The sequence below is a fragment of the Acinetobacter sp. MD2(2019) genome (assembly GCF_035615615.1).
Taxonomy (GTDB): domain Bacteria; phylum Pseudomonadota; class Gammaproteobacteria; order Pseudomonadales; family Moraxellaceae; genus Acinetobacter.
Map to the genome: position 1 here is coordinate 1 of NZ_VTDU01000005.1, position 22868 is coordinate 22868.

14 protein-coding genes and 1 rRNA gene are annotated in these 22868 nt (G+C 41.7%); 12 read left to right on the forward strand and 3 right to left on the reverse strand.

Features of this window, described 5'->3' with window-relative positions; all coding sequences use genetic code 11:
* Window positions 1-35 precede the first annotated feature (35 nt).
* Window positions 36-150 (forward strand): 5S ribosomal RNA (gene rrf / locus I2F62_RS04045).
* A gap of 300 nt (window positions 151-450) precedes the next feature.
* On the opposite strand, the gene I2F62_RS04050 is transcribed toward rrf, so the two are convergent.
* Window positions 451-1818: a nucleobase:cation symporter-2 family protein gene (locus I2F62_RS04050; RefSeq protein ID WP_324625747.1), complete on the reverse strand. Its 1368-nt coding sequence runs from the start codon at window positions 1816-1818 to the stop codon at window positions 451-453.
* A 259-nt stretch (window positions 1819-2077) separates the two neighbouring features.
* Here I2F62_RS04050 and I2F62_RS04055 point away from each other — a divergent pair, with 259 nt between their 5' ends.
* The 8 genes from I2F62_RS04055 (at window position 2078) to I2F62_RS04090 (ending at window position 10553) form a co-directional block, all read left to right on the forward strand.
* Complete coding sequence (locus I2F62_RS04055) at window positions 2078-3178, forward strand: BMP family ABC transporter substrate-binding protein (protein WP_324625748.1); 1101 nt, start codon at window positions 2078-2080, stop codon at window positions 3176-3178.
* Between the two features lie 154 nt (window positions 3179-3332).
* On the forward strand, window positions 3333-4871 hold the full coding sequence (locus tag I2F62_RS04060) for an ABC transporter ATP-binding protein (protein ID WP_324625749.1): 1539 nt from the start codon (window positions 3333-3335) through the stop codon (window positions 4869-4871).
* Between the two features lie 10 nt (window positions 4872-4881).
* Entirely contained in the window at window positions 4882-5973 is a 1092-nt protein-coding gene (locus tag I2F62_RS04065; protein ID WP_324625750.1) for an ABC transporter permease, read from the forward strand.
* Between the two features lie 8 nt (window positions 5974-5981).
* Window positions 5982-6902, forward strand: a complete 921-nt coding sequence (locus tag I2F62_RS04070) for an ABC transporter permease (RefSeq protein ID WP_324625862.1) — start codon at window positions 5982-5984, stop codon at window positions 6900-6902.
* Window positions 6903-6977: 75 nt separating this feature from the next.
* Window positions 6978-7463: a nucleoside deaminase gene (locus I2F62_RS04075; RefSeq protein ID WP_324625751.1), complete on the forward strand. Its 486-nt coding sequence runs from the start codon at window positions 6978-6980 to the stop codon at window positions 7461-7463.
* Between the two features lie 297 nt (window positions 7464-7760).
* Window positions 7761-8933: an FMNH2-dependent alkanesulfonate monooxygenase gene (ssuD, locus tag I2F62_RS04080; RefSeq protein WP_324625752.1), complete on the forward strand. Its 1173-nt coding sequence runs from the start codon at window positions 7761-7763 to the stop codon at window positions 8931-8933.
* On the forward strand, window positions 8930-9739 hold the full coding sequence (ssuC, locus tag I2F62_RS04085; protein WP_324625753.1) for an aliphatic sulfonate ABC transporter permease SsuC: 810 nt from the start codon (window positions 8930-8932) through the stop codon (window positions 9737-9739). Before ssuD ends, ssuC begins: the two co-directional genes overlap by 4 nt.
* A gap of 13 nt (window positions 9740-9752) precedes the next feature.
* Window positions 9753-10553 (forward strand): ABC transporter ATP-binding protein, encoded by an 801-nt coding sequence (locus I2F62_RS04090; protein WP_324625754.1) that lies wholly within the window; start codon window positions 9753-9755, stop codon window positions 10551-10553.
* 256 nt (window positions 10554-10809) lie between these two features.
* On the opposite strand, the gene I2F62_RS04095 is transcribed toward I2F62_RS04090, so the two are convergent.
* Window positions 10810-12912 (reverse strand): TonB-dependent receptor, encoded by a 2103-nt coding sequence (locus I2F62_RS04095; protein WP_324625863.1) that lies wholly within the window; start codon window positions 12910-12912, stop codon window positions 10810-10812.
* 410 nt (window positions 12913-13322) lie between these two features.
* On the opposite strand from I2F62_RS04095, the gene I2F62_RS04100 reads away from it, so the two are divergent.
* Window positions 13323-14747 (forward strand): phosphate--AMP phosphotransferase, encoded by a 1425-nt coding sequence (locus I2F62_RS04100; protein ID WP_324625755.1) that lies wholly within the window; start codon window positions 13323-13325, stop codon window positions 14745-14747.
* Between the two features lie 53 nt (window positions 14748-14800).
* On the opposite strand, the gene I2F62_RS04105 is transcribed toward I2F62_RS04100, so the two are convergent.
* Entirely contained in the window at window positions 14801-15322 is a 522-nt protein-coding gene (locus tag I2F62_RS04105) for a hypothetical protein (RefSeq protein WP_324625756.1), read from the reverse strand.
* Between the two features lie 124 nt (window positions 15323-15446).
* Here I2F62_RS04105 and I2F62_RS04110 point away from each other — a divergent pair, with 124 nt between their 5' ends.
* Both I2F62_RS04110 and I2F62_RS04115 read left to right on the forward strand, forming a co-directional pair.
* A complete protein-coding gene (locus I2F62_RS04110) occupies window positions 15447-19115 on the forward strand; it encodes an exodeoxyribonuclease V subunit gamma (protein WP_324625757.1) in 3669 nt (1222 codons plus the stop codon).
* Entirely contained in the window at window positions 19112-22819 is a 3708-nt protein-coding gene (locus I2F62_RS04115; RefSeq protein ID WP_324625758.1) for a UvrD-helicase domain-containing protein, read from the forward strand. The genes I2F62_RS04110 and I2F62_RS04115 overlap by 4 nt, the downstream gene beginning before the upstream one ends.
* Window positions 22820-22868: the final 49 nt, after the last annotated feature.

The following is a 22868-nucleotide window of genomic DNA, read 5'->3' on the forward strand; positions in this document are numbered from 1 at the left end:
CCCAATAAGACCTAACGAGTAAGCATCCAAGTTGTGCTGGCGACAATAGCAAGAGTGAACCACCTGATCCCTTCCCGAACTCAGAAGTGAAACCTCTTAGCGCTGATGGTAGTGTGGGGTTACCCATGTGAGAGTAAGTCATCGCCAGCTCATTATTCAAACACCCTCCGCTTAATAAAGCAGAGGGTGTTTTTTTATGTGGAATAGAAAAAGAAGTCAAAAATAAAGAACCAATTATATTCAAATGGATTCCTTCTTAAAGAATATAGATATCTTCGTATGAAAATTTGTGCTTTTCTCTCCACAGTAAAAAATATGCAAGTAGATATAAACCTCAAAGACCATCTAAAAAAAGACTCGGCTTTAAAAGTCCGAGTCATTGATTGTGCTAAGAAAGTACTTAAGTGCTGAATCTTATATTTTAAAGAGGATGCATCTTCCGCTAGCAAATTAATGAATTGTTTTTTTAATCACGCTTTTTGCTAATTGATCAGCTGTTAACGTTTTTTTCTTAATACCCATATGGTTAAACATAATATTTAAACAAACGGCCATAATACATGTTGCGCTAATACCTGAATGGAATAATGTTTTAAACCATGTTGGGAATTGTGCATAAAATTCATTGTTGGCTAAAGGAATCATGCCTACAGCTAATGAAGTTGCAACGATAATCATATTTTTTTGTTGGCTATAGTCAATTTTTCCTAAGCTGCGAATTCCACTGGCTGCGACCGATCCAAATAAAACCAAACCAGCGCCGCCTAAAACAGGCATAGGAACAGCAGAAACGATACGTCCCATAATAGGCAGTAGCCCCAATAAAACTAAAATTGCACCGCCTGCAGCAACAACAAAGCGACTTTTTACCCCAGTCATCGCCACTAAGCCCACGTTTTGGGCGAAAGCACTTTGCATAAATGTGCCAAACAGTGGTGCAACTGCACTTGAGAGCATGTCGGCACGTAAACCATCGGCAATTCGTTTATCATCCACTTTGGTTTCTACAATCTCGCTGACGGCAATAATGTCGGCTGTGGTTTCGGTTAGAATCACGACTGTTGCAATCAGCATCGCTAAAATGGCTGGAAGATGAAAAACCGGTGCACCAAAACTTAAAAACTCAGGCACAGCGAACCAAGCACCTTGCGTGACATTTGAAAAATTACCAAAGCCCAAAATAGCAGCTAAGATGGTTCCAATAACAATAGACGCGAGAATTGAAAGTCTACGCAAAGTTTCATTACCGATTTTGCTTAAGATTAATAAAATGATTAGGGTCATGGCAGCAAGGCCAATATTCTCGACTGAACCAAAATCGGGTGCTTTGCTGTTTCCACCCATAATCCAACGCACGGCAACGGGCATTAGTGAAATCCCAATAATGGTGATTACGCAACCGGTAACAATGGGCGGAAAAAATCGAATAATTTTGGCAAAAAATGGTGCAATGATTAAGCCGATAACTGCCGCACCCATTACCGCACCGAGTACCACATTAAAACCGCCTCCGGTTGTGGCAATGCCTACCATCGTGCCGACACTTGCAAATGAAACGCCTTGTACCAAGGGTAAACGTGCACCAAAGTATTTAATGCCGATCGTTTGTAGAATGGTTGCAAGACCACCAATAAATAATGATGCTGTAATTAATTGTGCAATTTGCAGGCTATTAAAGCCAGATGCAGCACCAATAATTAGCGGAGGGGCAATAATGCCACCATACATGGTTAGAACATGCTGCAAGCCATAGGCAAAACTTTTTCCAAATCCTAGAAATTCATGTTCTGGTGCGGTGATATTTTTTTTATTCGACATTAGACATTCCTTATTTACTGACAAAACTTGTACTTGTTTTAGAAAATGCATGAAATGTGCCAATAAAAAAATATGATTAATATATCAATATGTTGTTTTTATCGTGGAATATCGCACAGGATTTATGCATTTTTCAAATCAACTAAGATGGACAAGTATTTTTAAATTTACGCTTAAATTTTGTGTTGGAATGATTTTTGCTTTTTCAGAAGAGAAAGATCTTAAAGATTATTTTATTTAAATCCGCTGGGAGAGAAAAATGCAAAATTGGCAACATACTACAAGTAAACTTAAAAAACTTGCCAAAGCTTGTTTAGCTGTTGGTACCCTTTGTTTTGCTGCATCGCAGGCCAGTTTTGCGGCAGAAAAAGCGGCATTTGTCTATATTGGCCCAACAGGTGACCATGGCTGGACTTACTCTCACGACCAAGGTCGTTTAAAGGCTGAAAAGGCTTTGGGCGGAAAATTCACCACCTCTCATATCGAAAATGTGCCTGAAACCGCTGATGCAGAGCGTGTGTTCCGTAATCTAGCACAACAAGGCAATAAGGTTATTTTCGGGACTTCATTTGGTTATATGAACCAAATGGAAAAAGTGTCTCGTCAATTTCCAAATACCATTTTTATGCATGCAACTGGCTACAAAATGGGTAAAAACTTAGGCACTTACGATGTAAGAACCTATGAAGGCGCTTATATGCTGGGTGTTGTGGCTGGGGGCAAAACCACTAAAAATACGTTAGGTGTGGTTGGTTCTTTCCCAATTCCAGAAGTCGTGCGTAACATTAATGCGTTTACTTTAGGTGCACAAAGTGTGAATCCTAAAATTAAAACGAAAGTGATTTGGGTGAACTCATGGTTTAACCCGGGTAAAGAGCGCGATGCTGCTTTAGCCCTTATTTCACAAGGGGCAGATGTGTTAATGCAAAATACGGATTCACCAGCGGTCGTGCAAGCTGCTCAACAAAAAGGCATTTATGCGTTTGGTTGGGATTCAGATATGAGTAAATTTGGTGCAAAAGCACAACTTGCTGCATCGGTAATTCATTGGGAAAAAATTTATGTGCCGTTGTTGAACCAAGTGGCGAATAAAACATGGAAACCAACAAGCATTTGGTGGGGTGTTCCACAAGGGGCAATTGATATTGAAAACTTTGGCCCTGCGGTTCCTGCACCATTAAAAGTCAAAGCACTTGCTGTCCGCGATTCTATTCGTAAAGGTCAAATGCATCCGTTTGATGGTCCAATCTACAACCAAGCAGGTGGTGTGGTCATTCCTAAAGGCAAACGTTTAGGCGATGATGTTTTAAGCAAAATGAACTTTTATGTGAAAGGCGTAGAAGGTGCATTACCTAAATAATTAAGACTGATTTGTATTTAATGATGCACTCAAAATGTTATTTTTGAGTGCATTTTTTATGCGCACGATATTCTTAGAATTTGGCATAGAGCTTGCAATAGTAACCCTTAATAGACTGAATTAAAAAATATAGATTTGGATGAGGAGGGTAGCTATGCCTGAAGTTCCGCGTTTGGAATTGGTTGGAATTAGTAAAAGTTACAACTCATTGAAGGCGAATGATCACATCAATTTAACGGTATTGCCCGGACAAATTCACGCCATTTTGGGTGAAAATGGTGCAGGCAAAAGTACATTAATGAAGATCATTTATGGTGCAGTCAAAGCCGACCAAGGTTCGCTGATTTGGAATGGCAAAGAAGAACATATCGATCGCCCTGCATTTGCTCGAAAATTAGGCATTGGTATGGTGTATCAGCATTTTTCATTATTTGAAACGCTAACCGTCACTGAAAATATTGCACTAGGTTTAGATGAGTCGATTGATTTAAAACAATTGAGTGAAAAAATTAAAACTGTTTCAGAAGAATACGGTTTACCCATCGACCCAAGACGAGAGGTGCATACGTTATCTGTAGGGGAGCGGCAACGTGTTGAAATTATTCGTTGTTTGTTGCAAAACCCCTCGTTACTTATTTTAGATGAGCCGACTTCGGTTTTAACGCCTCAAGCCGTTAAACAATTATTTAAAACGCTAAAACAATTGGCCAGCCAGGGCGTATCAATTTTATATATCAGTCATAAATTACATGAAATTAAAGAGTTATGTGATGAAGCAACCATTATTCGTGCTGGGCGCGTGACAGGTACGGTCAATCCAAAAGAAAAAACCACCAATGAATTGGCCAGTTTAATGATTGGGCGAGAATTGCCAACATATAGTCGTGTGGCATTTACAGGCAATCAGGTTTCTTTATTTAAAGTTGAGGCATTAAGTTTTAATTCAGATGATCCATTTTCGGTTGCATTACGCGATATCGATTTAGAGTTACATCAAGGTGAAATTTTAGGCATTGCCGGTATTTCTGGAAATGGTCAAGCCGAATTATTAAGTTTGCTTTCGGGCGAAACAGCAACAAAGCAAGGCAAAATTTTGTTTAAACAGCAAAGTATTGGACATTTAAATGCAGGTAAACGACGTGATTTAGGTTTGGGATTTGTGCCAGAAGAGCGCTTAGGCCGTGGTGCTGTGCCTAATATGACTTTGAATCAAAATACGTTGCTGACAGCACATCGTCAAGGATTAACACATTTTCAACTGATTGATTTTAATAAAGTGAAAGCCTTTGCAGAACAATGCATTGAACGCTTTGGCGTCAAAGCCAGTGGTGCAGATGCCGAAGCACGTTCGCTTTCTGGGGGGAATTTGCAAAAATTTATTGTTGGACGTGAAATTTTACAACAGCCCGAAGTGTTAATTATTTCTCAGCCAACGTGGGGCGTGGATATTGGGGCATCGATGTTTATTCGTCAGACCTTAATCGATCTTTCTCGAGAAGGCGTTGCAATTTTAGTGGTCTCTGAAGAATTAGAAGAATTATTTGAGATTAGCGACCGAATTGCGGTACTGGCGGAAGGAAAATTGTCTGAAGCTATGCCAACGACCAGTACCAATGCGGAACAAATTGGATTGCTTATGTCGGGTTTAGGGCATAGCGCAGGGCAAAATCAAGTTTCAGAAGGACGTGCTTAAGGAGTTCATCATGCATTTATTACAGCCTAGAGAACATCCTTCTCTTTTAATGAAATGGCTTTCACCTATTTTAGCCATCTTTTTGACCCTTATTGCCGGTTTAATTTTATTTCGCTGTTTGGGATATGACCCGTTCAAAACCTTATACATCTTCTTTATTTCACCGCTGAATAGTTTATATGGTTGGAGTGAGTTGGTGGTCAAAGCCAGTCCACTTATTTTAATTGCTCTGGGTTTATCGATTGGTTTTCGCGCCAAATTATTTAACATTGGTGCCGAAGGGCAGTTAACTATGGGCGCTATTTTTGGTGGTGGCGTGGCTGTTTTGTGCTATGGGCATGAAGGATTATGGACATTACCGCTTATGTTGGTGATGGGGGCTTTAGGCGGTGCATTGTGGGGTGCAATTCCTGCATTACTCAAAACGGTTTTTAATGCAGAAGAAACCCTAACCACGTTAATGCTGAATTATGTGGCAAGTTTTGTGTTGCTGTATTTAATCAATGGTCCGTGGCGCGACCCAAATGGCATGAACTTTCCGCAGTCGGTGATGTTTAGCGATTTAAGTTTATTGCCGCTATTAAACGACACCACACGGATTAATTATTCCGTCTTTTTAACCCTTATTTTAGTGATTGTATTTTGGGTCTTTATTAAAAAAAGTATGCAGGCCTTCAAATTAGAAGTGAGCGGGCAAGCCCCAGCAGCTGCTAAATATGCGGGTTTTTCTGCCAGTAAAACTGTTTGGTTTAGTTTGGTTTTGTCGGGCATGATGGCAGGACTGGCTGGTATTTGTGAAGTGGCAGGGCCAATTGGGCAGCTGAATCCAAATTTATCGCCGGGTTATGGTTATGCTGCAATTATTGTTGCGTATTTAGGCCGCCTGAATCCGATTGGGATTGTATTATCTGCTTTTTTAATGGCGCTCATTTATTTGGGTGGTGAAATGGCACAAATGCAGTTACAACTACCCGTTGCAATTGCTGGTGTGTTTCAAGGCTTATTGCTGATGTTTTTATTGGCAGCAGATGCCTTTATTGAAAACAAATATCGGTTTAGCAAGAAAAAAACCGAAGCATCTGTTCTATCTATGCAAGGCTAAGGGGAAAAATTATGTTGGAAGTGACAGCTATTTTAGCAACAACCGTTGCCGCAGCAACACCTCTTATTTTTGCCGGTTTAGGTGAACTGGTTGCCGAGCGAACTGGGGTGATTAATTTAGGTGTGGAAGGCATGATGCTGGTCGGGGCGATTGCCGGATTCGCTTTTTCTACCCAATTTGAATTAAGTGTATTGAGTGCTTTAGGTGTGGGCGCAATTGCTGGCATGCTGATGGCACTTATTTTTGCTTTTTTTAGTTTGTCTTTAAGTACGAATCAATCGGCTTGTGGTTTGGCTTTAACTATTTTTGGTATGGGGTTGTCGTCTTTTATTGGACAAAACTATGTCAGTCAAGGGTTGCCGGGCTTAAGTGCAATGAATATTCCACTGCTTTCGCAAATTCCATTTATTGGGCCGGTGTTTTTTCAGCAAAACTACGTGGTGTATTTGTCGTTTCTAGCTTTTGTGTTGGTGTGGTGGGTTTTGGCAAAAACACGCTTAGGTTTATTGCTAAAAGCCGTAGGTGAGTCGCCAGAAAGTGCGCATGCAATGGGCTATAACGTGTTAGGCATTCGTTATGCTGCGGTGTTATTTGGTGGTGCGATGGCCGGCGTGGCAGGGGCATTTTTATCAACCGTATATACGCCCATGTGGATTGAAAATATGGTTGCAGGACGCGGTTGGATTGCTATTGCATTGGTGGTGTTTGCAACATGGAAACCGACACGTTTAATGCTGGGGGCGTATTTATTTGGCGGCGTCACAATTTTGCAGTTACATGCGCAAGCATTGGGGCTCAATGTGCCAACCGAATTTTTAGCGGCTTTGCCTTATGTTGCGACCATTGTAGTTTTGGTAGTGATTTCTCGCGACAAAAAAGTGTTGAAGATGAATTTACCTGCATCTTTAGGGAAAACTTTTTTACCTTAATAACTTAAAAATAATTACCATTATGGCGAGGTGTTCACTTCAAAGTAATGGTTTTAAAATGGAAGTGAGATCACTATGTCTGCACCAAGCCCAGCGCAAATTTTATATTTTTTACAACAAGCCAATGAACTTGCCCGAAAAACCATGTCCGATGGGCATCATCCTTTTGCGGCATTATTGGTTGCACCAGACCATGAAACGATTTTGCTCAGTCAAGGCAATATCGATACGGTAAATCATGCCGAATCGACTTTAGCGCGCATCGCTGCCAGTCAATATTCAGAAGAATATTTATGGCAATGTACCTTGTACACCACGGTCGAGCCGTGTTGTATGTGTTCAGGCACCATTTATTGGGCGAATATTGGTCGTGTTGTGTACGGTATGGATGAAGCCGATTTATTGGCTTGCACAGGGGATCATACTGAAAATCCAACCATGAGTTTACCCGCAGCAGAAGTATTTGCACGCGGGCAAAAACAAATTGATTTAATTGGCCCTGTTGAGCAGGCGATTCCTGAAATTTTAGAAGTGCATCAAAACTTTTGGCAGCATTCATAAGCGTTTAAAACGAATGTTTTTTCAGCATGAATATTTTAGCTACTTCAATAAGCCTATAAATAATAATAATAAATTTTTTTGTTAATAGCCCGATGGGGCTATTTTTTTATCTGCATAAAACCGATGCGGCTGTATATTCCAAAATCTGCTAAGTACAGCAATAAAAGTTTTATCTTCAAATTTCATAATCATTCAAGATTTTCTTGGTTTGAATTTTGAGCATTGCTATTTATCTTTATCGCAACGGTGTTAAGCCTTTTGCTTCACAAATCCATTGCATTTTATAGGTAGAACAGCATGAAAATTTTTTGGTTTATTCCCACTCATGGCGATAGTCGTTATTTAGGCACTACAAAAGGCGCGCGCCAAGTGGATCATGCGTATATGAAACAAATTGCAGTGGCAGCGGATCATTTAGGTTACGAAGGTGTACTTATTCCCACCGGCCGTTCTTGTGAAGACCCATGGATTGTGGCCGCAAGTTTAATAGATGCCACGCAGCATTTAAAATTTTTAGTCGCACTGCGCCCGGGTGTAACCACGCCAGCTTTAACCGCACGCATGGCTGCAACCTTTGACCGACTTTCTCATGGGCGGGTATTACTGAATTTGGTTACAGGCGGCGATGAATATGAATTACGCGGCGATGGTGTGTATGAAGATCATCAAACTCGTTATGAAACAGCCAATGAATACGTCAAAATTTGGCGAGAAATTTTAACCCGTTCCCACACGGGCGAATCCTTTACTTTTAAAGGCAAAAGATTACAGGTGGATGATGCCAAACTATTGTATCCACCGGTGCAAAAACCGTATCCACCGCTGTGGTTTGGTGGGTCTTCAGATGTGGCGATTGATTTAGCTGCCGAGCAAGTCGATACCTATTTAACTTGGGGTGAACCGCCTGCGGCTGTTGCTGAAAAAATTGCAGTGGTTGCGGCAAAAGCTGCGCAAAAAGGGCGTCGCTTAAATTATGGTATTCGCTTGCATGTGATTGTCCGCGAAAGTAATGAAGAAGCATGGGCAGCGGCGAATCGTTTGATTCAACATATTGATGATGCAACCATTGCCGCCGCACAGAAAAAATTTGCCCGAATGGATTCTATCGGCCAGCAAAGAATGGCGGCTTTACATGGCGGAAAACGTGACCAACTGGAAGTGTCGCCGAATCTTTGGGCGGGCATTGGTTTGGTTCGCGGTGGTGCGGGTACCGCATTGGTTGGCGACCCCGAAACCGTTGCGGCACGTATTCAAGAATATGCCGATTTAGGGATTGAAACCTTTATCTTTTCAGGCTATCCGCACCTTGAAGAATCTATTCGCTTTGCCGAACTAGTTTTCCCATTATTGCCGCTAGAAACTCGTAACAAACTACAACGCGACCATTTATCTGGCCCATATGGTGAAATTATTGCCAATGATTATTCTCCTGCGGATGCGACTAAGCGTCCATTACGGGAGGCGATATGAACCCAAAACAACGCTCAGATAAAAACACCTCAACGCTGTTTTTATCTGCGCTGAGCAAACGAATATTGCCGTGGGTGGTGCCATTATTGTTACTTACGGCATGGCAATTGGCTGCATTTTATGGCGTGCTACAAAGCCAAATTTTACCCGCACCTTCGGCGGTACTTACGGCATTTTGGCATTTATTGGTGAGTGGTGAGCTTTGGCATCATGTGAAAATTAGTGCAGGTCGGGCGTTACTGGGTTTAATTGTGGGGGGCGGTTTAGGTTTATTACTGGGGCTGTTAAACGGCTCTTCTAAAGTTGCTGCAACCTTGTTAGATACCACCTTACAAATGATTCGCAATATTCCAGCGTTGGCGTTAATTCCATTGGTAATTTTATGGTTTGGGATTGATGAATCTGCCAAGTTGTTTTTGGTTGCCGTCGGGGTGTTTTTCCCAATGTATATCAATACTTATCATGGAATTCGTGGGGTCGACCCACAGCTTATTGAGATGGGGAAAAGCTATGGTTTGACGCGTTGGGGCTTGTATAAAAATATTATTTTACCCGGTGCAATGCCATCTATTTTAGTCGGGCTACGTTTTGCGTTGGGTTTGGTTTGGGTGTTATTAATTGTTGCAGAAACGATTTCAGCACAGGCAGGTATTGGCTATATGACCATGAATGCACGTGAATTTTTACAAACGGATATCGTTGTCGTCGGCATTTTACTTTATGCCATTTTAGGAAAATTGGCGGATGTATTTGCACAACAATTAGAGCGTTATTTGTTGCGTTGGCATGCGGGTTATCAGCAATAATTGGAGAAATGACATGACGGATTTAAGTATTGCTCGGCATGAAACGAGTGCCGATCAGCCTTTATTTTATACTGCGCATCAGCCTTTGGTAGAAACATCTCGTGGTGCAGAGATTGCCATTCAGCAACTGCATAAATATTATGGCAAGGTTTGTGTTTTAGACCATTTAAATTTGAATATTGCTGCAGGTGAATTTGTGGCGATTGTAGGGCGAAGTGGCTGTGGTAAAAGTACCTTATTGCGTTTAATTGCGGGTTTAGAAGCATCAACCCAAGGTGAGATTCAAATTCAAAATACACAAGCACAATTGGTTCAAACACAAGAAATTCGCGTCATGTTTCAAGATCCGCGTTTGTTGCCGTGGAAAAATATTTTGGCGAATGTTCAATTGGGTTTGCAAAAGCAGCAATTTTCCCAAGCAGCGCAATTACTGGAAAAAGTCGGTTTAAAAGACAAAGCCAGCTTGTGGCCAAGTCAACTTTCTGGTGGGCAGCGCCAGCGCACGGCATTGGCACGAGCATTGTCGCATCAACCCCGTATTTTATTGTTGGATGAACCGCTCGGTGCTTTAGATGCGTTAACCCGTTTAGAGATGCAAAACTTAATTGAAACGCTGTGGAGGGAGCAAGGCTTTACCGCTATTTTGGTCACGCACGATGTCAGTGAAGCAGTTCAATTGGCCGATCGAATTATTTTGTTAGATCAAGGTCATATCGCCCAACAGTTTCAAGTGGATTTGCCTAGACCCCGACAAAAAGGCGCGCATTTTGCCGAATTAGAACAGCAAGTCTTAGCGGCAGTTTTAGCAACTTAGGCATATACGGGAAATAAAGCATTTTTAATTTATGCAGATGGTGTCAGCTAAAACGTACAATAAATAGAGAAATTGGCTGCTATACCACAGCAGGAATTTTTCTTAAGATGAATTTATCAGGAACAGGATGTTCCCAAACATAAAACAAAAACCATAAGTTTGTGCATCAGGAATGTGAGGTAAGACAGGAGTCCAACCTAATCACCCAATCTAAATAAGCCCGACAGGATGTCGGGCTTATTTATTGGTTCACACTTTAGAAGCGATAGGTTGCACCGAGTTGAACAGTACGTGGCTCGCCTGGGTAAGAGAACAGCATATAACTACTTTCATCATAACGTTTATTGAAGATGTTCTTCACGTCCAAGTTAAAACGTAATTGATCGTTGACTTTGTAATACGCCAGCGCATCGGTCACGCTATAACCCTTCATTTTGAAATACACATCATCATTTTTACCATAACGCTGACTAATATATTTTTGGTTAATGCCGACACCTAGGCCCGACAACGCCTTGCTTTGGAACTCATAAATGCTTAATAGGTTAAAGCTGTTTTTAGGAATGTTGTCTAACGGTTGACCCACATTATTGGCATTTCCATCTTTCGTGATTTTGGCATCGGTATAAGCATAACCGCCAATCACTTTCCATGCTGGCGTGATTTGCCCTGCAAGATTTAACTCAAATCCTTTACTGGTGGCAGCACCAATGGTTTCATAAATTGTTTCACCTTGGCTATTCAATGCGGCAGAAAGCACATTTTTCTTTTTGGTGTAATAAATGGCACTTTGTACAGACAGTTTATCGTCAAGCAATTGCCATTTTGAACCGAGTTCGTAGACTAAGCCTTTTTCAGGATCATTGGCTTGTCCGTTGCTGTTTTCGCCATGGATTGGATAAAACGAGGTGCTGATATTGCCATACAGTGACCATTCTGGCGTGACTGCATAACTGAGTCCCACGCGAGGCAATACTGTATTGGTGTTTTTGCTCCATGCAGTAGGTTCATCGGTGGTATGGTCTTGTTGATAATGTTCAAAACGTAAACTCATTAAGGCTTTGAGTTTTGCGGTTAAGTCAACTTGGTCTTGAATAAACGCTGCATAACTGGTGAGGTTTTCACGCTCATTATAAAATGGGTTAATCAGAGTTGGCAGCGTTTGTGAATAGTTTGGATTAAGTGGATTTAACGATAAGTTTGCACCACGGCCATTACGGTCGATACGGGCTTTATAATCGTAATCTTCATATTCAATTCCGGTCAGCAAGGTATGTTGCATTCCCCATAAATTGAACTTTCCTGTTAAGCTTGCTTGTAGGTCTTTATCGGTCCAAGACAATTTACGCCAGCTATATCCAACTAAAAGATTATTTGTTGTTTGATCAAAGCCACGTGGTTCTAAACCGAAACCATGAATCCCACCATTGATATATTGTGCGCCAAAATTTAACGTCCAATCCGAATTGAGTTGATGTTCAACTCTAAATTGATACAGATCGTTGGCGCTATCTAAGCGGTTGACATCTTTACCCGTTTGCCAAAAATATGTTTTGGCACTGAACTGTGGATAGTTCTGCCCGGGATAATTCGTAAAGCCTTTGTCGTAAGGTTGTTGATTTCGTAAAAAATCGGCTTCGAAGGTGACTTTGGTTTGGTCGGTGGGTTGCCACTGTAGCACAGGCGAAATGTCATAGCGTTTGACATGCACATCGTCACGGAAGGTCGAGCCGCCTTCACCAGCAACATTTAAACGATAGGTTAAGCTTTTATCTTGATTGATTGCACCTGTGGTGTCGAGTGTGCCGCGGTATGTCCCGTATTGGTTGCCTTGAATGCCCACAACGGTTTGATTTTCTTTTAAAGGTTGCTTACTGACAATATTAAATGTTCCGCTTGGGTCACTACGACCATACATGGCGGAAGATGGCCCACGAATAACATCTACGCGGTCAATATTGCTGCTGTCTGGTGCAGCAGGGTAACCCCGATTAATTGGAAAACCGTTGCGGTAAAATTCACCACTTGAAAAACCACGTGTGGTGTATTTGGTGAGTCCTTGTGCGCCGAAGTTATTTGAACGACCCACGCCGCCAGCAACATCTAAGGCTTCAATTAAGCGCGATGCACCTAAATCAGTCAGCACGCCTTGGCTGACTACAGACACCGATTGTGGCGTGTCTTGTAATGCGGTATTGGTTTTAGTGGCTGAACTGGAATTCTTTTGCAAATAGGCATTTGCATTGTTTTGTTCGGTAGAAACTTGAATACTAGGGAGATTAACATCGTCAGCGAAGCTAGATTTTGCAATGAAGATAGCGCAGATGCTCAGTGCAAGAGGCGTAAGTTTTAACACAATAGTCCTTTATAAATGAGATTCATTATCTATATTATTATAGTTACAGTTTGTATAAATAAATAGCAACGCAGCGCGAATATATCACTTTTATTAATATATTTTTTATATAAATGTTTGGGGCGATAATATGTTAGTGAAAAGCGATAAGCAATAAATAAATGATTAAATGGGCGCAGAGAATTAGCTCAACTCAGGTTGAATAGGTAGCAGGCTGTTCCTCAATAAAAACAAAAAGCAAAAATTAAGCGAAGATCAAAGCCCACCTAATCATCTAATCTTAAGCGCTAAGGCAGCAGCTTAAGTTTATGTATGGCTTGGCTTACGCTTTATATTGAGTGCAATTGGCAGATCAGACAGATTGTTTTATATTAGAAAATAATGCATTCAATTGAATAACAATAAGGTGAGCTATGACTGCTACAACCGCGAAACAAAAACTGAAGAAACAAGAAGATCAGCTCTCTATCGATTTAATTGAAGCGCAATATGGATTAAAAGAAAGTCGTGGAACTGCACACAGTAAAAGCGTGCTCATTATTGTCAGTGGTATTGAACTGGCGGGCAAAGGTGAAGCGGTGAAGCAACTGCGTGAATGGGTCGATCCACGACATTTGCATGTGAAGGCCAAAACTGCCGAGTTACTCAGTAGCAGCCAAACTTTCTGGGAACCCTACGCCAATTCGATTCCTGCCGAAGGCGAACTCTTTATTTTGTTTGGAAATTGGTATAACGATTTACTCAAAACTGCCATGCATGTGTCGAAGCCGTTAAATGAAACCTTGTTTGATTCTTATATTGAACAAATGCAGCAATTTGAACACGACTTGAAGCAAAATTATGTTGATGTGATTAAAATTTGGTTTGATTTATCGTGGAAATCATTGCAAAAACGTTTAGATAATATGAATGCCTCTGAGCAACAATGGCATAAATTGCATGGGCTAGATTGGCGCAATAAAAAAGAATATGACACCATTCAAAAATTACGTCAGCGCTTTAGTGATGATTGGATTTGTATTGATGGTGAAGATCCAACGCAGCGTAATCAAATCTTTGCCGAGCATGTTCTCGACAGATTGCGAGATTTACCCGAACATAACGGCTTGGTGGCACATCAATGGCAGCAAGCAGCAATACCGAGCCCATTACGTGACATCCAAAATCCTAGCGTTGAAAAAAAATCGTATAAAAAACAATTGAAGAAACTCGGCTTAAAAGTATCGAGAGCCATGCTGCAAAATCAGCGCCGTGTGGTGATTGTGTTTGAAGGGATGGATGCTGCAGGCAAAGGCGGCGCCATTAAACGGATTGTGAAACGCTTAGACCCACGTGAATATGAAATTACCAGTATTGCTGCGCCAGATCCTTTTGAGCTCAGACATCCTTATTTATGGCGTTTTTGGCGAAAACTCGAAGAAAATAATAGTTTTATTCATATCTTTGACCGTTCTTGGTACGGGCGCGTTTTGGTCGAACGCATAGAAGGCTATGCGCAGCCTTTTGAGTGGCAACGCGCCTACGATGAAATTAACAGTTTTGAAAAAGATTTGGTCGATACCAGAACTGTGGTCGTCAAAATTTGGTTAGCCATTAGTAAAGACGAGCAAGAAAAACGCTTTAAAGACCGCGAAGCCACGCCGCGCAAGCAATATAAAATTACCGATGAAGATTGGCGTAACCGAGCCAAGTGGGATGAATATTTAAATGCAGCCGCGGATATGTTTGAACGCAGCAGTACCCAATATGCGCCATGGCATATTATTGCAACAGATAATAAACGTCAGGCACGCTTAGATATATTAAAGGCGATTTTAAAGCAGTTAAAGGCAGAATAACTGCCTTTAACTCATTGATAAATTTATTTAAATATTAAAGCGTTTCTGCCCAGTTAAGCACCAACGCTTTCACCGACCACTTGAGCTTGTTGTTTAAGCTGAATTTTTTTGGCCAATTGATAACAATCATCGACATGGGCCGCAGCAATTTTCTTAAATACAAAATAACCCAAACCTGCGGCCACCATTTGTCCACCTAACGGAATAAATTTAGTCACTTGTTTGGTCAGCATTTTGCTAATAAATCCATTGAGTGATTTTTTTACACCTGTACGCGCGACCATTAATCCTGAAAATTGAACACCGCGTTTACGTAATTCTTGCCAATGAATCTCTTTGGTTTTAGGATCAAAAACACTTACATGTGCCTGATCTAAACCAAATTTTTCATTAATACTTGGAATTAATTGGCTTAAAATACTTACATCTGCCACAACATCAAAAAAAGGTACGGGTACAACGGCCGCACCTGCAGAAAGGTAGGCACGTTTTTGAATCAGTTCTAGACAGTCTCGTCTGACTTGTTCTAAGTTAAGATGTGGATCGATTGAATCTGGTACATGGTCAATTTTCATTTTTTACACCTGAGTTTCAATGATTTGTATTTAAACCTAAAATAACCAGACTGTGTAGTATTTCATGTGTAAAAATGTCACCCGTGTAGTCGTTAAATTTGCTTGAGAAAGATAAAGGAAGCATATGGGAATTCATATTTGCCAAAGTCAGCGTCTAGAAATTTTGGCTCAAGCATTATTACAACAAAGCCAAACCCAAGAGCAGTCGATTTTTCAGGCATTAGAAGCGCAGCATTTTATTGTGCCCAGTTTGGCTATGGAACATTGGTTAAAACAATATATTGCCAAAGCCCAAGGCATTAGTGCCAATACGCATTTTCATCAAAGAATACAAACTTTTCAATGGTTTGCTTATCAACAGATTTTGAGCAACAAAGAACGGGTGCGCCAAGCCAATATTCCTCGACTAGTTATGAAATGGCGGATTTATTCTGCCTTAGAACAATATATTCAACCGCCTCAATTCAGTTTAGATCATGCGCATCCGTTATTTAGCATTGTAGAGCGAATTTATCTGAGTGCCGAGCAAGTGGCGGAAGCTGATCGCCCACAAAAAAAACAAAGCATGTTGTATTGGGTTGCCGAGCAAGTGTCGCGGTTGTTTGGTCAATATATGTTGTATCGTGGGCACTGCCAACATACGTTTTCGCAACCGTGTCAGTGCCCACAAAATTGGTTAAAACAGTGGGGGAACAATCAGGCATTGGACCTTGAGCAGCTCAGTGCACTGCAATCTACACACGCCGCAGAGCAATTTGCGCAGCTTGAAAAATTAGAAGCATGGCAACGTTGGTTGTGGTTAGAGATTTTCCATGACGATTTTGTCGAAATGCAGCGCATTGATGCCGAGTTTTGGGCCATTTTAGATGATCCATTTCAACGTGAATCGGCTTTAGCCAAGCTTCCCAAACAGATTTTTATTTTTACCGTATTGGAACTTCCACCGAGTCAACTCAACTTTTTGCGCCGTTTGGGGCAGTATTTAGAGATTTATCTGTTTCACTTTAATCCATCGCAAGAATATTGGGCCGACAGTGTCGATCCCAATTGGAAGAAACAATATGACGTGAAAGTAAAAGAGCGATTTATTGACAGTCGTGAACGTCAAGGCAAGCAGGTAACCGATGCAGAAATTGCCCAGTTTTTTGAACAATTTAATTTAAATTTTAATGCGTTGGCAAGAGAATCACGCCATCCAATTCTGACGCGGTTTGGCAAGCAAGCACGGGATCATTTCTCTTTACTTGCAAATCTTTCATCGGGTGAGGAAGGCGAATGGTTCGACTTGTTCGATGAACACTATCCCGACACATTATTGGGGCGGTTGCAGTCCGATATTTTGTATTTGATGGAACCTGAATTACATCAGTATCCATTACAAGGTGCAGATCAGTCGATACAAATTCATGTGTGTCATTCGGCATTGCGTCAGCTTGAAGTGTTAAAAGAGCAATTATTGAATTGGTTGGCTGAAGGCAGCGCCGAGCAACCGCGCCGTTTAGATGATATTTTAATTTTAACGCCAAATTTAACCGCACTTGAGCCTCATATTCGAACTGTTTTTGCCCCTGCACCGAAAATTCATGGACAGCAGCAAGTGTATTTACCCATTAAAATTGGTGGTGTGCCTCAACTAGATGTATTGCAAGCGTGGCAAGCATTACTTGGGCGCATCACTTTGGTGAATACGCGCTTTTCCTTTGAAGATTTTGCCGATTGGCTAAGCCTTGTGGCAACCCAGCAGCGCTATGCCTTAGATGTCGATGCGATTGCGCGGATACTAGATTTATTAAGCCAAGCTGGATTTAAACGCGGTTTAGATGCCGCGCATTTATCGCGCAGTTTAAGCACAGACGATACAGATTATCGGTTTAGCTTTAAATTTGCGTTAGACCGTCTTGCGCTGGGTATTGCGATTCCTGAACATGTTCTTTTTGAGCAAAGTTTAAGTTTTGCCGAAGTTTTTCCTGAAGATTTTCAACTGATTGCAACCTTAATTCAGATCTATAACGATTTAAAGCAGCGCAGCACATGGTTATCGCCTGAACCGAATACGCCATCTATTAGTGTCGAGCAGTGGTTGTTGCTGCTTCAGCAAGATGTCTTTGAGTTTCAAAATGCGGGCGTGTTGGCTTTAGACAAGGTGGCTGAATTACTGCAAAAATATATTCGAATGCTGACCTTGTCGGTGTTTACCCAAAAACAGCAGCAACGTGAAGAAGTCCATTTAGCCGCGTTAAGTTTGCCTTTAACCTATTTGTTACAAGAAATTCAGCAACAGCTGGAAAATAATTTAGATCAGGCCGAACCGAGCGGACAAATTACCTTTAGTCAAATTGGGCAAATTCGTCCAATTCCTTATAAATTAGTGGTAATGCTTAATTTAGACAGCGGTGTGTTTCCGAATCGGCAAAGCCAAACTGCCTTTGATTTAATTCAGCAGTTACGCCCACAATTGGGCGATCGTTCGCGTTTAGAGGATGATCAAGGAGCGTTCTTAGATGCGCTGCTGCTTGCCAAACAGCAACTTTGGTTGTTTTATAATGGTTTTGATGTCAATGATGGCATGCTCCGTCAGCCGTCAAGTGTGCTGCAAGAGTTAATCGATCACCTCGATTTTATTGTGCAATCGTATCAGCCTGAACAGTTGATATCTGAGCAAATTGAAAAAAATGGCTTGTCGGTGTCTAAGCATATCCAGCATTTATTTTCGGTTCATCCTTTGCAACCGTTCGACCCTCAAGGCTTTCAACAAAACAGCATTGTAAGATTTCACGACCATTGGTTTAATGTGGCACAGCAGATTGTTGATGCAGAAGGAAAACGACACGGCTGGAGTCAGTCAGAATACGAATTAGATGCACAGACGCAGATTCGCATGAATGGTTCGCAATGGATTAATCAAATGGTTTTTCCTGCCGAGTTGTATTTAAAAACGCTGGGTATTGAAAATCTGCGCGTGCATGTCAATGACATTGACCAAGAGCCACTGATTTTAAATGGCTTAGGGCGCTATGCGGTGCGAGAATTTTTACAACAACAGCGACCCGCTACCGAAGCGCTGTTAGCCGACCAATTGCCCGTGGGTAAAGTGGGTCATGCTGCATGGCAACAAAGTATGCTCGAGCACGATTTATTGTGGCAACAACTGCAACGCTATGCCGCCCGCCCAACTCAACTTACGCAGCAGAACTTGTCGCTGCTGCCAAATCTAAGCCTTCGGATTGATGTTCCTGAAGAGGTGAACCACACCGATTGGGTGAGCCTTAATCCTGCAAGTGCCAATGCAGAGCGCCGTGCTAAAGTGTGGTTAGAATATTTATTGTGGCTGGTCTATCTTAATCAGGCCGATGTAACGCATCATCGGCGAATTGTGGTCTTTAGTGATTGCACCATTTTATATACAGGGCTAAGCACAGCACAGGCCAAAGACTATTTGCAGGCGTGGAGTATGGCTTGGGAATATGGCCGTCAGTCGCCTTTGGTTTTGCCTGCGGCATTGTTGCTGCATCCTTTAGCCCGAGACAACAAAGATTTAATTTGGGTGGCAGATGATGCAGGACACATGCAACTTGAAGACAGCGCCGTTTTATTAAAACAATGGCGAGCAGAGAATAACTTTAATCGGCAATTTTCTGCTAAAGATGACCGATCGACACAGCAACATGCCGATTGGAGATTCATTTTGCAAGAACAAGATAGCACGGCTGCGCTGCTCAAGAGTTGTCAGAAATTTGGCTATGTTTTATATGCGCCTATTTATCAATATCATCAGATGGAAAAAAATATATGACCGCAGAGGCATTATCCTATCAACCCATCGAGGATATTTACTTTTCAGGACTGCATTGGATTGAAGCTTCGGCAGGCTCTGGAAAAACCTATACCTTGTCTAGCTTAATGGTGCGTATTTTATTAGAAAAATATTTACCACGGCAGGTGGTGGCAACCACCTTTACTCGTGCCGCTGCCGCTGAATTAAAAGGACGCATTCGCTTACGCCTGATAGAAACCTACCGTTTTTTTGACCAACGCCGAACGGCCACGCAACTCGAAAATGAACAACATGCCGCACAGCTAAAAAGCCAAGATCCGTTGTATGCCAAATTACTGCATAGCTTTGCAGGGCAAGTGGCTTATGCTTGCGAACGCTTAAAATTGGTAATTGACCAATTAGATGAGTTGTTTGTGGGTACGCTAGACAGTTTTAGCCAAAAACTATTACGTGAATTTGCCTTTGAAAGTGGGCGGATAGAACGTGCAGATTTGACCGATAACGCCAAACAATATACCCAACAACTCATTCACGATATTTTAAGAGAATGGATTCAAGCCCAACCACAAAGCCACATCGACTGGTTATATGCTAGTGGCGAACTTGAGCCAGTCGAAAACTATATTGGACTGGTGGAATCGAGTCTTAATTTTTCCAATGCACAATTGCAGACGGTTCAACCGACAGCATTGCCGCTGCAGGCCTTTTTTAATGCTCGTAAATGCCTGCCGCCGTTAAATTTACATGCCTTAGAGATTTTTTATTTGCCCTCGGGCGAATATTTTTCATATGTCAGTGGCAAGTATTTTAGAAAAGACAGCTTCACGCTTTTATTTAGCGACATTATTCCCAGTGCCTTTAAACTGATTTCTCAGGGCGATGGACAAGCATTTTTTGCTAAAAACTTTAGCAGTCAACGAGAGAAATTATTTTCTTTTTTCGAGAAGTTTGATCAGCAAATTATTTTTACTAAAAAAATGCCTATAGCGGCGGCCGAACAGTTTTATCAAGATGCGCAGCTGCAAGCGTTAAGCCAAGTCTGTGCCGCATTGGTACAAATTCAGCAAAGTTTAGAAAGCACAGCGAGCTTTTTAAAGTTCTATTTGTGCCAACAAGTAAAAAAACGTTTGCCAGAGAAATTACAACACGCAGGTGAAACCACGTTTTCACAGCAAATTCGAAACTTAAGCGAAGCCTTACAGGGCACGCAAGGACAGTATTTTGCTGCGGCAGTGCATCAAAACTATCCTCTCATTTTGGTCGATGAATTTCAGGACACCAACCAAGACCAAGACAATATGTTGGCCAGTATTTGGCGACATCCGCAACGCTATGCGCGCGGTTGCATGATTATGGTTGGCGATCGAAAGCAAGCCATTTATGGTTTCCGTGGCGGCGATATGCTGACTTTTATTCAAGCCTATCAAGACGTGCTTCAAAAGTCGGGTCGATTTTATCAATTGCAATATAACCACCGTTCGGTGGCCGTTTTGGTTGAAGCTGTCGATGCTTTATTCCAACGCCAAACCGATTTTGGCGAACAGGTGATTTATCATCCCGTGTTTGCAGGTGCAAGACCACATCCCGATTTAGTCGATGCAGGGCAGGTGAACCCGAGTCCATTACGCTGGTTATCGCTTGAAGATAAAGCCGAGCAGCCACAACAAGTGGCATGGAAAATTGGCAGTTTATTGAATCAGTCAACTTTGGGGCAATTATATTTTGCAAGCACGAGCGCGCAGCAGCCCTTAATTGAAGATGATATTGCAGTGTTGTCGAAAAACCACGATGGTTTAGACAAAGTGCAGTTTATGTTAGAACGTATGGGCATTCGGGTGAATCGTCCGGCAAAACGTAGTGTGTTTGATCATCCCATTGCCAAAGATTTAGCGGCGGTGCTGGCTGCAATATTAAATCCGTATGATGAAAGTAAATTACGCCGTGCGTTATTAAGTCGATTTTTTAATTTTAATTTGGCCAAATTACTTGAACTACAAGCGCAGCCGCAAGGATTTTCAGCCTATATTGAACAATTGAACCACATTCGAGAATTGTGGTTTGAGCAGCGATTTTTAACCGCATGGCAATATGCATTGCAGTATTTTAATATGTGGGAAAATGCGGTTGCCGAGTCCAGCCAAGACAATGAGCGTGTGGTGGTTAATTTACGCCATTTAACCGAATTGTTAAGTGAGCAAAGTCGTTATCACGCAGGGCCACAGCATTTATATCAGTGGTATTTAAAGCAATTAAATTCGCCAAGTGAACGCGAATGGGAGTTGGAACGGCAACTTTCCAATGCTGCTGGGGTGAAATTGATGACCATTCATCAATCGAAAGGCTTAGAATTTAAAGTTGTTTTTCTATTAAATGCCGATGGCGGCTTTAATGGGCAAAATAATCTGAATTTTTCCACCCTAGACACGTTAGATTCCAACGGTGCAGTTGCAACACAAAAGCGTTTAATCAGCATTCCCGATGCAACTTTGTCATCCGATGCCAAAGCGCAAGATAAAGCGCGTACTGAAGCGGAACAACACCGTTTGTGGTATGTGGCGCTTACCCGTGCAAGCCATCGGGTTTATGCTTTAATGTCGGCGAAAAGTAATTTGCAAACCGGTTTGGCTTTTTGGAAAAATCAAGCAGGGGATTTTCACATTGTGCACAGTGACAATGAGCCTGTACTTGAGCAATCTCCACAGCTTGCAAAAAAACAGCAGTTGCAGCCAGCAGTCTCTTTGTTTGCAAAAGCATTACCTGCGCAGCGGTTTTATCCAAGTTCTAGAACCAGTTTTACCGCTTTAGCACAACATTTAACTCGCGCACAAATTCAAGACCAGTTGGCTACCGTGCAAGATAGTCCCTTGGCCGCAGCCGATGAGTTTTTATCTGCACATCTTGTGGCGAAAAATAGCGACGGGCAAAAAATTGCATGGATTCGTCAAGCGTTCCCACAAGGGCCACAAGCAGGAACCTTTTTGCACAGCATTTTTGAAAATATAGATTTTCAGGATACCGCGTTATGGGCACAAGAATTACAACGCCGTTTTAAAAATGCCGATCAATACTTATGGCAACAATTACAAGAGCGTTATGCGCAAGCGAATTTAGTTGCGCAGCCGTTATCAATTGCTGATCAGGAACAGATTCTAAGCTTATTCACGCAATGGTTGAGCGATGTTTTAGCGGCTGAATTACATGACAATTTTAGTCTGCGCCAGTTAGCCCCACAGCAACGGTTGGTTGAGTTCCCATTTTTTATGGCTTTGTCCGAGCGTATTTTTGCAACGCAGCGCATACAAGCTTTATTTATGGAATACGGCTATCACATGCCAAATTTAAACTCGGCTGAATCGGCTCGATTTTTAAATGGTGCGATAGATTTAGTCTATTCGCATGGGCAAAAATTCTATATTGCCGATTATAAAAGTAATTATTTAGGCAGCACAGTGGAAGACTATAACCAAGCCGCTTTGCAGCAAAATATGTCAATGAGCAGTTATTGGCTGCAAGCCGCGATTTACTTGGTGGCATTACATCGATATTTAAAAACCAAACTTAAAAATTATGATATCGAGCAGCATTTAGGTGGTGCAAGTTACTTATATTTAAGAGGAATTCAGGAAAGTGCCACATATGGAATTATGCATTGGCAGCCAGAAGTTGAGCTGATTTTACGCTTAGACGCAATTTTAGGATATCCACCAGAAAAAATGGATTAAAATGTGGGTATGGTTATTTAAATATATGAAAATCAAATATTTATATTGT